General features: G+C 48.3%; 12 protein-coding genes. 4 read left to right on the plus strand and 8 right to left on the minus strand.

All coding sequences use genetic code 11. From position 1 onward, the window contains the following. Positions 1–11: 11 nt before the first annotated feature. Positions 12–1115, minus strand: coding sequence for an extracellular solute-binding protein (locus MKY42_RS18385; protein WP_339843815.1), 1104 nt, complete (start codon positions 1113–1115; stop codon positions 12–14). A 160-nt stretch (positions 1116–1275) separates the two neighbouring features. On the opposite strand from MKY42_RS18385, the gene MKY42_RS18390 reads away from it, so the two are divergent. Beyond that, positions 1276–2181 carry a LysR family transcriptional regulator gene (locus tag MKY42_RS18390; RefSeq protein ID WP_090899316.1) on the plus strand — a complete coding sequence of 302 codons (906 nt, stop codon included), beginning with the start codon at positions 1276–1278 and terminating at the stop codon, positions 2179–2181. A gap of 262 nt (positions 2182–2443) precedes the next feature. Beyond that, positions 2444–3712 carry a glucuronoxylanase gene (locus MKY42_RS18395; RefSeq protein ID WP_090899319.1) on the plus strand — a complete coding sequence of 423 codons (1269 nt, stop codon included), beginning with the start codon at positions 2444–2446 and terminating at the stop codon, positions 3710–3712. 168 nt (positions 3713–3880) lie between these two features. On the opposite strand, the gene MKY42_RS18400 is transcribed toward MKY42_RS18395, so the two are convergent. Then, positions 3881–4660, minus strand: coding sequence for an alpha/beta hydrolase-fold protein (locus MKY42_RS18400; protein ID WP_257031383.1), 780 nt, complete (start codon positions 4658–4660; stop codon positions 3881–3883). A 50-nt stretch (positions 4661–4710) separates the two neighbouring features. After that, positions 4711–6003, minus strand: coding sequence for an SGNH/GDSL hydrolase family protein (locus MKY42_RS18405; protein WP_339843819.1), 1293 nt, complete (start codon positions 6001–6003; stop codon positions 4711–4713). Positions 6004–6341: 338 nt separating this feature from the next. Between MKY42_RS18405 and MKY42_RS18410 the strand changes: the two genes are divergently transcribed. Then, positions 6342–7484 carry a glycosyl hydrolase family 8 gene (locus tag MKY42_RS18410; protein WP_339843821.1) on the plus strand — a complete coding sequence of 381 codons (1143 nt, stop codon included), beginning with the start codon at positions 6342–6344 and terminating at the stop codon, positions 7482–7484. 181 nt (positions 7485–7665) lie between these two features. Further along, positions 7666–8154, plus strand: coding sequence for a phenolic acid decarboxylase (locus tag MKY42_RS18415; RefSeq protein WP_111619769.1), 489 nt, complete (start codon positions 7666–7668; stop codon positions 8152–8154). Positions 8155–8324: 170 nt separating this feature from the next. Here MKY42_RS18415 and MKY42_RS18420 read toward each other — a convergent pair whose 3' ends face one another. The 5 genes from MKY42_RS18420 to MKY42_RS18440 all read right to left on the minus strand — a co-directional run bounded on the left by MKY42_RS18420 (position 8325) and on the right by MKY42_RS18440 (position 13848). After that, positions 8325–8609, minus strand: a complete 285-nt coding sequence (locus MKY42_RS18420; protein ID WP_339843823.1) for a hypothetical protein — start codon at positions 8607–8609, stop codon at positions 8325–8327. A gap of 42 nt (positions 8610–8651) precedes the next feature. Continuing rightward, positions 8652–10157 (minus strand): beta-L-arabinofuranosidase domain-containing protein, encoded by a 1506-nt coding sequence (locus MKY42_RS18425; protein ID WP_339843825.1) that lies wholly within the window; start codon positions 10155–10157, stop codon positions 8652–8654. Positions 10158–10231: 74 nt separating this feature from the next. Further along, positions 10232–11878, minus strand: coding sequence for an ABC transporter substrate-binding protein (locus MKY42_RS18430; RefSeq protein WP_339843827.1), 1647 nt, complete (start codon positions 11876–11878; stop codon positions 10232–10234). A gap of 34 nt (positions 11879–11912) precedes the next feature. Then, on the minus strand, positions 11913–12842 hold the full coding sequence (locus tag MKY42_RS18435) for a carbohydrate ABC transporter permease (RefSeq protein WP_090899330.1): 930 nt from the start codon (positions 12840–12842) through the stop codon (positions 11913–11915). A 34-nt stretch (positions 12843–12876) separates the two neighbouring features. Next, on the minus strand, positions 12877–13848 hold the full coding sequence (locus MKY42_RS18440; protein WP_090899333.1) for an ABC transporter permease subunit: 972 nt from the start codon (positions 13846–13848) through the stop codon (positions 12877–12879). Positions 13849–13881 lie beyond the last annotated feature (33 nt).

Raw genomic sequence — 13881 nt, forward strand, 5'->3', positions numbered from 1 at the left:
GGTTGTTCCTCTTAATTTACGTTCTGGTCAGCAAACCAGGTTTTGATCTGTACCTCGTGTTCGGCGGCCCATTCAGCTGGCGGAAGAATGAAAGTTGCATTCGTCTCGCGTTCCTTCCTCGCTTCTACTCCCTTTACCAATGGGGTAAAGAAGCTGTCGGATGAATCGAGGGAAGCTAACATCTGCTGCGTTTCCGGTTCAAGCATGAACTCTACAAAAGCCTTAGCAGCGGCAGGGTTCTTGGTCTGTTTGCTGATGGCAGCAACACGTAAGCTTCCCGGTGCACCTTCTTCCGGCCAGACCAGTTCAACGGGTTCTCCCGATAACTTCAGGTCATAAGCATTGCTCTCCTGGAGCGCTGCAATATCGATTTCCCCTGAGACAAGGGCACTGCCCAGAGGACCGTTTTTGGGATAAACTCTGAGACCATTGCCCATCATTTGTGCATACCTTTGCTCTCCCTGATCAATGCCCCACTTATAAAACAGTGCAGAAACGAGCGGATATGCAGGTGCCGCAACCGCCGGATCAGCCTGACCTGCGGTGCCCTTATATTCAAAAAACTCATCCCAGGTCTTCGGCGCCTGCTCCTTGGTAAGACGGTTGGTGTTATAAGCGATAACCGCAGATGCATGAATACTGATTGGAGTATACGCGTGGTCCTCGGGAACCAGCGAGGAGCCGTATTCGGTCAGGTTACCGATATGATCAGGAGTCCAGTCCGTCATCAGAAATCCCCTGTCTGCCAGGCTGCGAATCGATCCGTGACCGTCCATCATGACAACATCCCACTGTGGATTGCCCTGCTCGGCTTCAATTTTGGCCAGAGCCTCTCCGCCGCCATAATGTACAGCCTCTATTTTGTATCCGGTCTGTTTGGCAAATTCAGGTGCCACAATATCCACAAAGTCATTCCCATATAAATAGATGGTCTCACCTGTGTCCTCCTGGGCAAGTGAGCTGCTGCCTTCAGCTGTAGAAGAGACCGGTGCGGCAGTTTCGCCGTTAGATGATCCACTCCCTGTTGTTATCGTTCCTCCTCCGCATCCTGCCGTAACCAGTACGAGCAGCAAGCTCATTCCGCTTAATCTTTTTCGCCAAATGTTATTCATCATTCTCCCCCTCAAATATGTTGCTTGTTGAATCTATCTTCATCCTAAAGCTATTATTGGAGATTCATATTAGGGGAAAGTAAACGCTAATTTAAATGATATTAATGTATTATATGATAATATAGATATTATCAATGTTTAGGCCAAAAGGAGACGTTAACGGATGAATTTGCAGCAATTGAAGGTGTTTGTCTACGTCGTGGAATTGCAAAAGCTGTACTTAGTCGCACATAAGCTGAATATTACACAACCGACAGTGACATTCCATTTGAACAAACTGCAGGAGGACGCCGGGATTGCCCTGTTTCATACCAAAACCTATCATGTCATCAAATTGACGGAAGCTGGCAAGGCACTGTACCACTATGCCAGTCAGATTGTTGCCCTGAACGAGGAAATGCTCCGCACTCTGGACGACCACAGGGGCTCCGAAACTGGTCGATTGCTGATCGGAAGTACCCATACACCCGCCACATATATGCTTCCATCCTTGTTATCCGATTTCAAACAGCAGCATAATCTGCTCCTGAGTCTTGATGTAAAACCGGCACGCTACATAATGGAGAAAATAAAATATTTCGAATTGGATGTGGGCGTTATCTCCCATACTTCCCCGGATGATGCGGATCTGATCTTTGAACCACTGATGAAGGATGATCTGGTCATTATTTTCCATCCCGAGCATCCGCTGGCTCGCCAAAGTATCGTTCACCCCATGGATTTGCAGGCATATCCGCTCGTTGCTCATGAGGAGGGCTCAAGCAGTCGCACGCTGATTGATCAATGGGCGGAAGCACATGGGGTCCAGTTCACCCACGCCATTGAAATATCCGGTTCCGAGGCATTGAAATCCATTGTTCGCCTTAATCTTGGTATTGGCATGGTATCTGAAGCCTCCATTATTCAGGAGCTGCAAAAAGGAGAACTCAAAGCCTGCCCTATTCCCGATTGGACTCCGGTTAGAACGATCTATGCAGTAAGACATCGTAATAAACTGGTTACGCCAGCATTAAGCCTGTTTTGGCACATGCTTGTAACAAGCTTCTCAGCTCGAAACGAACTATTATAGCCAAATCATACCTGATCAGAACAACAATCAATCTCTCTTCTGTGCTCAAAAACTGGAATCTGTCCGGTTTAAATCTCTTATTTATTCCCGTAGAATTAAATTCATAACATTACAAAAACATATAAATAATTCCATATCTTTTATATGTTTTTGTAAAAAAAAGAAGGTGATACAAGAAAATGATTGGCCCAAAATAGGTCTCAAAATAAGTCTAGGCTTGCTTGTTCAGGTTGAAAAATTTAGTTTAGAGGAGAGTGTAGTGTTGTTATTCAAATTAAAGAAGTCAATTAGTATTCTGTTGGCCATCCTGACTGCCTTGCCGCTGATCTTAACTCCAATTCAGGCTTCGGCTGCCAGCGATGTTACTGTGAACTTGTCCTCTGAAAAGCAGCTTATCAAGGGATTTGGGGGAATCAATCATCCGGCCTGGATTGGAGATTTGACATCAGCACAAAGAGATACGGCATTCGGTAATGGACAAAATCAGCTAGGTTTTTCGATTTTGCGTGTGTATATTGATGAAAACAAAAACAATTGGTATAAAGAAGTGCCTACCGCGAAACGAGCCATCGAGCTGGGGGCGATCGTCTTTGCGTCACCATGGAATCCCCCAAGTGATATGGTGGAAACATTCAATCGTAATGGAGACACTGCAGCCAAGCGCCTTAAATACGACAAATATGCAGCGTATTCCCAGCATCTTAACGACTTTGTTTCTTACATGAAATCCAACGGTGTTAATCTCTATGCAATCTCCGTGCAAAATGAACCGGATTATGCGCATGATTGGACATGGTGGACACCTCAGGAGATGCTTCGATTCATGAAAGATTATGCAGGCTCCATTACAGGAGCAAAAGTAATGGCGCCAGAATCCTTCTCTTACTTGAAAGAAATGTCAGACCCCATACTGAATGATCCTCAAGCTTTAGCAAACATGGACATTCTGGGTGCACATACGTATGGTACACAGTTTAACAATTTCCCTTACCCACTTTTTAAACAAAAAGGTGCTGGCAAGGAACTTTGGATGTCGGAGGTATACTACCCTAATAGTAATGCGAACTCAGCAGATAATTGGCCAGAAGCGCTGGATGTCTCCTATCACATCCATAATGCAATGGTAGAGGCAGATTTCCAGGCGTATGTGTGGTGGTATATTCGTAGACAATACGGACCCATGAAAGAGGATGGCACTATTAGCAAGCGGGGATATAACATGGCCCATTTTTCCAAGTTTGTTCGCCCAGGCTTTGTAAGAGTTGAGGCGACGAAAAATCCGGATACCCAAACGTTTATCTCTGCATACAAAGGAGATAACAAGGTGGTTATCGTAGCAATCAACCGAGGTACTTCCGCTGTAAACCAAAAGTTCGTATTGCAAAACGGGAACGCCTCAACCGTATCTTCCTGGATTACGGACAGCACAAGAAATCTGGCAGCCGGATCTTCCATTAACATCACTAACAATTCTTTTACTGCTCAACTTCCTGCCCAGAGTGTTACCACATTCACAGCTGCATTAAAGTAGGAACCAATCGTAAGCTTAAAAAAAGGGATCTTCGTCTTCATATACCTTGTCAAAACCAGAACAAAAAGACAAAAGCGCTCCCCTGTCTCAGCCACAGTAGGAATGCTCCTGTCTTTTTGTTCTTGTCTGTTTCTTGGTGAAATCTCAAGGTTTGTCTATCCAATTCTTTTAATATTGAAAAATTAATTTGGAATATTGATACAGATCATTCTTCCATAAAGGCCAATCATGTCCACCGCTCTCCTCATACCAAATATGAGGTACTTCGTGCTGTGCCAAATAAGCGTGCATCTGTTCGCTGATTTGCTTGAGGTTGTCTTGGTCACCGCAGGACAACCAGAGCAATCGAAGAAGCGATGACGCTTCTGATGGATGCGGGAGAAGCAGCTCCGGGGCTTTGGTGTTTGGAGCTGCGGAGAACGCACCGATCCAGGCAAAATGGTTTAAATTTTTCAATCCGATATTTAAAGACTGGCCTCCGCCCATGGACAATCCTGCAATTGCCCGGTTCTCCCTTTTCGTCCGTACATGGTAATTCGATTCAATAAAAGGAATTAAATCGTGAAGTAAATCGGACTCAAACGTCTCGAATGCTTTTATTTTCTCCGGATCAAACAGATCTCCCTCAGCCCTGTCGTTTGGCATTGCGCGGCCATTAGGAAAAACGACAATCATCGGTTCAAGCTTGTTATCGTCGTACAGATTGTCGAGAATCACTTGTGGATTGGCATGATTATGCCATTCGGCTTCGTCTCCACCGATCCCATGCAAAAGATAAAGCACATTATAGGTATATTCAACGGAATATCCGGGTGGAGTATACACCATGGTTTTGCGCGAATTCCCTACCGTTGCCGAGAAATATTCCACCATTTCAATGTTGCCATGCCGTATGTTTTCCCTGTACTGGTCATACCCTTCCGGTGCCGTAGTTATTATCATCATCATTCTCCTTTCCCAACATACGTCTTTCGTTCCGGCTTAACATGATGTTGCGGCTAATCAACAAAACCAAATCCCAAAATCGTAAATCGTTTGTCCTCATGGCCTTCAGCCATTGCAATCTCCACAGTATGCTCTCTGGAATGTTCTTCATCGTACAGGATTACAGCATGGCAATGCGTCCAGTTCACTAGATGCGGGTCAGCCGTCCTCACCAGTGCACCATCCACCCTGATATTAGCTGTCCCGAAATCGGCTCTGCCGGAATCCTTAAATACCAAAATAAGTCGTTTGCTCCGCAGGATTAGCTTAAAGCTGGCATGGCCCGTTACGTTCTGCCCCGTGTGCATCCAGTTGTTGGGAAATAGTGGTGTACCGTATGCATGATCATCCATCTCCGTCAGTTGCAGATCGGTGTCCGTCTCCCGAAACCCACCCGCCTCAATCCGGGCGATACTGTCCCCATTCAGACGGTCCAGCAGCTTTGTGCCGACAAAATGGTCCCCAATTAGCGGCGGCCTTTCATTCGTACTGTCTTCATCCTCCCCGTCCAGGACAGATTGATCGGTTACGTCGAACAGCCAGCCCAGACAATCAGCCATAATATGATGCCCGGCATTGGTCGGATGGTAGATGTCGTAGAAAAATTGCTTTTTGGAAATGACATGGCCCTGTTCCAGTGTCCAGTGGAATTGCTCCACCACAGCATCCTTTACACTCACCATAGGCAAATTATAGTGCCAGCCAACAGGAGCCAGCCGATCCTGAAGATTCCAGTCATTCTCAAACACGCTGAACAGCAAAATGACGGCTGGCTTGTTATCTGCATCAAGCGCCTTTAACACCAGACTCTCGTAACAAATGCCTTGGGTCTCATCGTCTGCATCATTTACTGCAAACTCCAGAATGACAATATCCGGCTGGACTGTCCCGTCCCTAAGCACATCCCGGTCATAGCGAATGATGCCCAGCTGTGACGGCGTGCCGCCTACGCCTGCTTTGATTAGACGAATTGGACTGTCCTCAGATGGAGCGAACATGCGCTTGAAAATTTCAAACGAGCGATAGGCGTAACAATTGAGATGAAGAGGCATGGCCCCTGCGCCGTGGGTAATCGAACCGCCAATATAAGCGATGGTCACGGGCTCGCCGCCTTTTGCTTTTTCGATAGCAGCCTTCAATCTGGTGTTATTCCCTTTGCTCAAAAGAGATTTGGCAATCATATTGCGATACGCCTGTGACTCGGAATCAACCGGTGGCTCATTCACAGCTTCAGCAACCCCAACCGGGTCACGCGGTGCCGTTGGAACTTCCTTTTCATTTGCCGAATCCGCTGAATTGTTGAGCATGGACATCCATCACCCTTTCCTGTAACAAATGTGAAGAAAGAAGCAGACACTTGAGAAGAACAATGGAGAGAAACAAGCAACAGGCACGGTCAGTCAATGGAACGCAGTCTTTTACCCTTTCACCTTAAAGTGTAACGCTTACATTATGTACCATCAACCTGACGATAACTTGCTTTTCTCCCTGATAAAGTATAGTTTTTTGTTTTAACATACAATGAAAATCAAGCGAAGAGAATACTCGGTTGGAATTACCTATATTTTTTCTGGAAAGCGCTTTAATTTGGTTAGTATTTGTCATGTTATAATTTGACTAAATCGAGATACCAAGGAGGAAGCGAATGACCATCACGGACAAAGGTGCATTTTACACGGGAACATACCGGAATCTGTTTCTTGAACTGGGCTATGACGACAGCGAAATTACGGAAAAGCTCGAAAAAACGTGGACCGAATTGTTTTATGGAGATGCCGATACGCGAATCTATTACCCGATGGGTGAGGACAAAGGATATGTACTCGACACCGGCAATCTGGATGTGCGCTCGGAGGGCATGTCTTACGGGATGATGATGGCTGTGCAAATGGACAAAAAAGAAGAGTTCAATCGACTCTGGAATTTCTCGAAAACGTATATGCAGCATACCGAAGGCCGATACAAGGATTATTTTGCATGGCATTGCAAGCCGGATGGCACCCGGATATCTCAGGGACCTGCCCCTGATGGTGAGGAATTTTTTGCCATGGCCCTGTTCTTCGCCTCCAATCGGTGGGGCGACGGTCCAGAGCCTTATGATTATGCCGTACAAGCGCGGAAAATACTGCGTGCCTGCGTACATCAAGGGGAGAACGGCGTTGGCGATCCGATGTGGGACCCCGAAACCAAACTGATTAAATTCATACCGGAATCACCATTCAGCGATCCATCCTATCACCTGCCCCATTTTTACGAGCTGTTCGCCAAATACGCGGATGAGCGTGATCAATCGTTCTGGAACGAAGCTGCCGCCGAGAGTCGGGCTTATCTGCATAAAGCCTGTCATCCGGTAACCGGACTTTCGCCTGAATATGCAAATTTTGACGGAACGCCTGCACCACCTCAGCACCATGGCGATTTCCGGCATTTCTACAGTGATGCTTACCGGGTAGCGGCCAACATAGCCCTCGACTGGGAATGGTTCCGCAAGGATCGCTGGCAGGTGGCGCAGTCCAATCGTATCCAGGCATTTTTCAGCGAAATTGAAGTATCGGATTATCGCCGTTACACGATTGAGGGTCAGCCATTTGATGAACTGTCTCTGCACCCCATCGGATTGCTCGCCACCAATGCCATGGCTTCTCTGGCCGCCGACGGGCCGCATGCTAACCCGTTCGTGCATCAGTTCTGGAATACGCCATTACGCCAAGGTGCGCGCCGATACTATGACAATTGTCTGTACTTCTTCAGTCTTCTGGCTTTGAGCGGACGTTATCGTATGTATTAATATGTATGAGTTGATTGTCATCCAGCTGTCCTGGCCCGCAGACTTATGCCTCAAGCATAATTGCTTCATCATCAGCATACATAGGTTGTTGACCGCTTGGCGCTTTGTGCTTGGGCAAGGAAGGAATTTATTCAACCTTTGATAAGGAAAGGAGCACATGGATATGGAGACGAAAGAGGCACTGCAAGGCTTCACTGGGAGCCACATGATATATACTTACGAAAACGGCTGGGAATACGAAATCTATATCAAAAACGATCATACCATTGATTATCGCATTCATAGCGGCATGGTTGCAGGTCGCTGGGTGCGCGATCAGGAAGCAAACGTTGTGAAGTTGACGGAGGGCGTTTATAAAGTAGCGTGGACCGAGCCGACAGGCACGGATGTTGCCCTAAACTTCATGCCAAACGAAATGCGGATGCACGGCATTATTTTTTTCCCGAAATGGGTGCATGATCATCCGGAAATCACGGTCTGTTACCAGAACGACTATATCGATCTTATGATTGAATCACGAGAAAAATATGAAACCTATCCGAAATACGTCGTTCCCGAATTTGCCGATATCACATTTATTGAAAATGCGGGCATCAACAATGAGAAACTGATCTCCATAGCACCTTATCCTGGCATGACGGATGACATACGTGCCGGGAAGCTGAAATAAGCCCATTCGTCGCAGCAAGCAAAGATTGAACAAAGAATGGAAAGAACAAAAAAAACGGACCGGGTTCGCAGATGCGAGCTTGGTCCGTTTTATTCATGAGCACGGGCAGCCGGAATTATTCCTGTGCTTCAGACAGACATTTTTCGGAATTTATCTGATCGTCCTGCAAGCTAAGATGTTTCGTTCTCATACGCTGCGCTGCCCACCTCGGCAATTGAGAATCGTTTGTCTGCAGAAGGATCTTTTTCCAATTCCAAATCCAGGTAGACCGAATACGTCTCTTCCTCCACCCGGAACAGCGGGATGAATTGGGCTTGATGCCCCTCTTCATCCTCTGCCGCGAATGCCAGCTGATCCTGGGGCATTCTGATAAATCTCTCATGAATATTGTGTTCGTTTATGCCCTTCAACAACGCGCTTTGCCCCAGCTGTGCAAGCAGGATGCTGCCGTACATCACCGCCACCCTGCTGTTCGAGCCTTGGAGCGGAACCAAATGCTAATACGCAGCGATTTCGATTTCAATTGTATCCTGATCATGAAATACACGTTGAATGACGATGTACCCGTTTTCCTTTTGAAGCCCCACCGAAATGTCGTTGATCTTGACCGCTTTGACAGCCTTTTCCTTCAGGAGCAATGCAAAAGATGCAGGTTTGGCAATCTCGATCACGAGCGTGGACGCAAGCGAATCAGGGAAATGGGTATGCTGCGTAATTTTGGCCTGTTTTTCTTTCCATTCGACCGTTGACGCTATAAATGAATTCAACAGCAGCATGTTTTGGCTTTTGAACCAGATGTTCTTCTGCAGCTCGCTCATCGCTTCAATTCCTGACGCCGTGCAGCACCAGAACGAGTTGTACGCGCTGCTGAATGTTTTGGACGCACCGCTTCCCATCGGCTGATGATACTGCGAAAGTCCGGTTTTGCTGCTGGCGCTGTTCAGGATGGCGTTATATTTCAGCGATTCCATATGATCCAGATATTCAACTCCTTCAGACCATGACCATGACAGCAATCGCTCCAGGATTCGTTCTGTGTTGTGCGCACAGCAGCTCTCGCTTTCTCCGCCAGTCAGTGCATCCTCCAGCCTGCCGCAGCCTCCCCAGTGCTCCGATTTTTCCGAAACTCCGCCTGCAACAGGAGCTGCAGCCTTTGAGCTGCTATTGCCGTTCGCAAACGTTCTTCCCCGCAAGCAATCGTAAAAATGCAAGGCTGCCGTTTTGTATCTTTCCTCCCCGGTAATGTCATATCGTTGCATCGCTGCAATAATCATGGGAAGATGGGTGTTGGCATGCAGATTCTCAAGCACATCCTGACCATCTGCAAGGCGAGCCATAAAGTAGTCCCGGTCGAACAGTCGCGCCAGGTCAAATATTTTGGCATCGGCCGTGAGGTCAAAGAGGGAGTACAGCGCATCGCCCATGCCTCCAAACTCGTTCGCCGGGTTCACCTTTGTGCAGCGGAGGATGCCATCGATTTTCCAAAAGGAGAGCTTCATAATCCGCCCATGAATATAATGGGCCAGGTTTACCGCAAGCTTCAGCGCCTCAGGATAGTTCAGGTACACATGGCAATCCATGAGTCCTTGCATGATTTTGTGCAGGGTATAATAAGGTGCCCACACCTTCCGGTTTTCCTCGCTTTCCAGCAGGTCAAGCTGCTCCTCCCCGAATGCGCTCAAATATCCGTTGGGCCGGGCGCAAGCTGCCATGATGTCAACAATCTCGTAGGCTTTGACTCGCAATGCCTGATCCTGATCAGCCAAGGCGAATTTGGCGCACGCAGACAGAAAATGCCCGGCAAAATGCCCTCTCAGACCGCAATCCTCGGCTTCCCAGCCTTTCAGTGGCTCTGCGGATGATGGAATTCCCGCATTGCGTTTGAACGTATGCATGAGCCGGTCAACGTCGAATGTAGCAATGTATATTTTGACAAGCTGCCTGCGAAGTGCAAGATCACCTGCGGTTAACCTCACTTCATCCAGGCTAAAGTTGGCGAACAAACCGGACACCTCGATTCCGTAATCAATGGATAAGTCTCAACCTGGCGCTCGTGCATTCTGGAAATTACATTCAGTTACTTGGAAATAGACGAGGAATCGTAAGACGATTGCATGATCTCCACATAACGCTGGATGTTGAGTCCCTCCAACCCTTTCACGTAATCCTCCCAATCCTTATCCAGGCTCTTTGCCCCCGTGATGAATTGCAGGGCGTTCTGGTCAATATAATCCTTGAGATTGGTCTGCATCATGCTCACTTCATCAGCACTTGCAGGGTCGACCCACAGCGCCCAGTGAGGGAATACGTTTTTGGGCTCCTTACCTTCCATCAGCAATGTTGCTTCATACAGACGGCGCTCATATCCGTCGCTTGCATAAATGTCCGTGCCCTGTACTTCCGCGTCGCGGTATGCCCGGTGATGGTTGTACTGACTCATCGCTCCCCAGCTGTCATTACGCGGCTCTTCTCCAGAGGCGAGCGGAATCGACTTGTAGAGCGGCTGGATCTGATCGTTCAGCGCGACCTCACCTTCCTGCGGCTTGCGCCAGCTGGTGCCTTCCTCGCCAAGATAAGCACTCATCGCACCTTCTTGCGTATAGAGGTAATCCAGCAATTGAATAGCTGCGATTTGCGTTTGCTCGCTGGCCTTGTTCGTCAGCACAAACGATGCTCCGGGATCAATCGGATAGTTGTAGGTTGCATAGTTCGCATGTGGTCCTTGCAGCGGAGGAATCGCGTTGTAGTCCTTGCCGTACGGCGAGCCCTCATCCGTATTCACAAAAAGGGCCGGGTGCATGGCTGCGCCTGCTCCTAGCAGCTGCGCATCGGCGTTATCGCCAATCTTCTTGAATGCCCCCGAATTTTGTGTAAAGGCGCCGGGATCGATCAGACCTTCATCGTATAGCGATTTAATATATGTGAGTCCTTCCTTCCACTCCGGTTTGCTCGCTGCCGTATCGACCTTGCCGTTATTCACAACAAGATATGTTCTGTCATCATCGTAAATGAACCCGTTCATCAGGTACGGAATGATGTGCACGCCAAAATTTTCAATGGACCCGCTAAGCGGTACTTCGTCCGCCTTTCCGTTGCCATTCGGGTCCTTGGTTTTGAACGCTTCGAGCACCGCCTTGAATTCATCCGTCGTTCCGGGTTCGGATAACCCGAGCTGTTTCAGCCATTTTGTATTAACCCACATTTTATTCGGATAGGAGCAGTGAAAGCATTCATTTAAGCCGGTCAGACCGTAGATGTTGCCATCAGGAGCTGTATTCATCGCTTTATAATATTCGTTGCTGTCAAGCACTTTCTTGATGTTTGGGGCGTACTTGTCGATCAGGTCGTTAAGCGGCAGGATAACGCCCTGCTGGCCGAATTTCAGCAAGTCCGTTTGCGAGAAGCGGTCCACCCAAGGAATGAGCAGGTACAGGTCAGGATAATCGCCCGAGGCAAGCGAGATCTGCCTCTTTTCAGCAGCTCCGTCAAAGGGAACCGTCGTCCAATGGAACTGGATGTTGAATTTGTCTTCCATCTTTTTCGTAAACTTGTTCGTTTGCAGATTGGTATCCGAGCCTTGATGCGCAAAAACGTTGATGGATACTTTGTCGCCGGAGGAAGCATCGCCCTTCTCCCCGTTGCCGCGATTGCTGGACGAGCACCCCGCCAGCGCCACACTAAGAAGAAGCAGGCACACAAGCATGATTGATCCTGGTTTTCTCAAAAATATCCTCTCCCTTATCGATGATTGTAATCAGTCAGCCTTTGACAGAGCCAATAAGCATGCCCTGCACGAAATACCGCTGAACAAACGGGTAGATCACCAGCACTGGCAAGCTTGCCATGACGATCAATGAAAACTTCATTAATTCCGCCATCTGCTGCATCTTTACCATTTCCCCGGCGTCGATGTTTCCGGTGCCGTTGTTCAGGATGAGGATGCTGCGCAGAATCAGCTGCAGTGGATAGAGCGATTGTGATTTCAAATAGATCAACGCATCGAAGTACGCATTCCACTGCCCGACCGCATACATCAGCGACAGAACGGCGACAATGGGCTTTGCCAGCGGCAGAATGACGCTGAAAATAAATCTGATATCACTGCACCCGTCAATGTCGGCTGCCTCGGACAGCTCCTCAGGAATGGAGTTCTGAAAAAAGGTGCGCGCAATGATAACCTGCCACACCCAGATAGCATTTGGAATCAGCAGCGCCCAGCGGGTATCAATCAATCCCATCGATTTGACCACGAGATAGGTCGGAATCAAACCGCCGGAGAAGAGCATGGTGAACGTGATGAACATCATAAGAGGGCTGCGCCCGACAAAAGTTTTTTTGGAAAGCGGATAAGCGATCATGATCGTTAAAGCTACGCTGATCAGCGTGCCGCATGCGGTGTAGAACAGTGAATTGGCATATCCGGTAATTACCTGATCGTTCTGCAATACCGCCTTGTATCCGGCCAGCGTAATGTCAACCGGCCACAGCCAGACTTTCCCCGAAGAGACAGCAGCCGGGCTGCTTAGGGACGAGCTTAAAATATAGATCAGCGGATAGAGCACTGCAATCAGAACCACGGTCAGAATGATGTAGGTGACTGTCATGAACACGCGGTCCCCAAAGGACTCCCTGATCGTGTGCTTTCGTTTATCCACCAAACGGCTTGGATGCGATTGTAACTCGCTCATCGTATGGACTTCCTCCTTTCAAGGGCGTATTGCATTACCACAGGCTTGTATTGGACAATCGCTTGGCGGCTGCATTCACAGTCAACAGCAGGATCAGGTTGATCAATGAATTAAAGAGGCCGACGGCCGTGGCAAAACTGTAATTGGCGTTCAGCAGCCCCATTTTGTACACGTAGGTGGAGATAATTTCCGAAGCCGACAGGTTCAGCGGGTTTTGGAGCAGATAGATTTTCTCAAACCCAACCGCCATAATGTTGCCTACACTTAAAATGAGGATAATAACCGCCGCGGGCAGTATGCCAGGCAGATCGACGTTCACTATTTTCTGAAACCGACTAGCACCATCAACCCTGGCTGCTTCGTACAGGGAAGGGTCGATGCCGGAAAGCGCCGCCAAATAGATAACTGCCGAATATCCCATGCTCTGCCACACGTCCGAGAACACGTAAATGGAGCGAAACAATCCCGGCTCACCAAGAAAATTCACCGCTTCGAAGCCCAGCGCGCCTGCAATCGTATTCACGATGCCAAGCCGCGGGGAAAGAAACAACATGATGATTGATACCATAACAACCGTCGAAATAAAATAAGGCGCATAGGTGACCATTTGAACGGTTTTCTTGAATCTTGCGCTCTTGATCTCGTTCAGCGCCAGGGCCAGCAGGATCGGCACCGGAAAACCAACGATTAACTGATAGAAAGAAATATACAGCGTGTTTTTGATCAGGGTGGCGAAAGCGGGATTTCGGAAAAGCATTTCAAAATACTTGGTCCCCACCCACGGGCTGCCCCATATCCCCTTGATGACGTTGTAGTCCTTGAATGCCAGGACCGCGTTAGCCATCGGTACATACTTGAAGATGATGAAGTATACGACGGGTGGAAGGACTAGCAGATAAAGCTGCCAGTGCCTTCTCAGACTTTTGGATACGGCATGCTTGACCGCCGAGCGCCTGCGCTGCCTCACATCCGAATTGGCATTGGAAATTGTCGTTCTCAGATTCATCCCCCCATGCGGTGGTCGATGCCATCAGGCAGA

Origin of the sequence: Paenibacillus sp. FSL W7-1088, from assembly GCF_037969855.1 — a bacterium.
Lineage (GTDB): Bacteria > Bacillota > Bacilli > Paenibacillales > Paenibacillaceae > Paenibacillus.

Coding starts and splice junctions, on each gene's coding strand:
- MKY42_RS18385 (WP_339843815.1), bottom strand. CDS start 1,115: ATGATGAATAACATTTGGCGAAAAAGATTAAGCGGAATGAGCTTGCTG.
- MKY42_RS18390 (WP_090899316.1), top strand. CDS start 1,276: ATGAATTTGCAGCAATTGAAGGTGTTTGTCTACGTCGTGGAATTGCAA.
- MKY42_RS18400 (WP_257031383.1), bottom strand. CDS start 4,660: ATGATGATGATAATAACTACGGCACCGGAAGGGTATGACCAGTACAGG.
- MKY42_RS18405 (WP_339843819.1), bottom strand. CDS start 6,003: ATGCTCAACAATTCAGCGGATTCGGCAAATGAAAAGGAAGTTCCAACG.
- MKY42_RS18410 (WP_339843821.1), top strand. CDS start 6,342: ATGACCATCACGGACAAAGGTGCATTTTACACGGGAACATACCGGAAT.
- MKY42_RS18420 (WP_339843823.1), bottom strand. CDS start 8,609: ATGTACGGCAGCATCCTGCTTGCACAGCTGGGGCAAAGCGCGTTGTTG.
- MKY42_RS18435 (WP_090899330.1), bottom strand. CDS start 12,842: ATGAGCGAGTTACAATCGCATCCAAGCCGTTTGGTGGATAAACGAAAG.
- MKY42_RS18440 (WP_090899333.1), bottom strand. CDS start 13,848: ATGAATCTGAGAACGACAATTTCCAATGCCAATTCGGATGTGAGGCAG.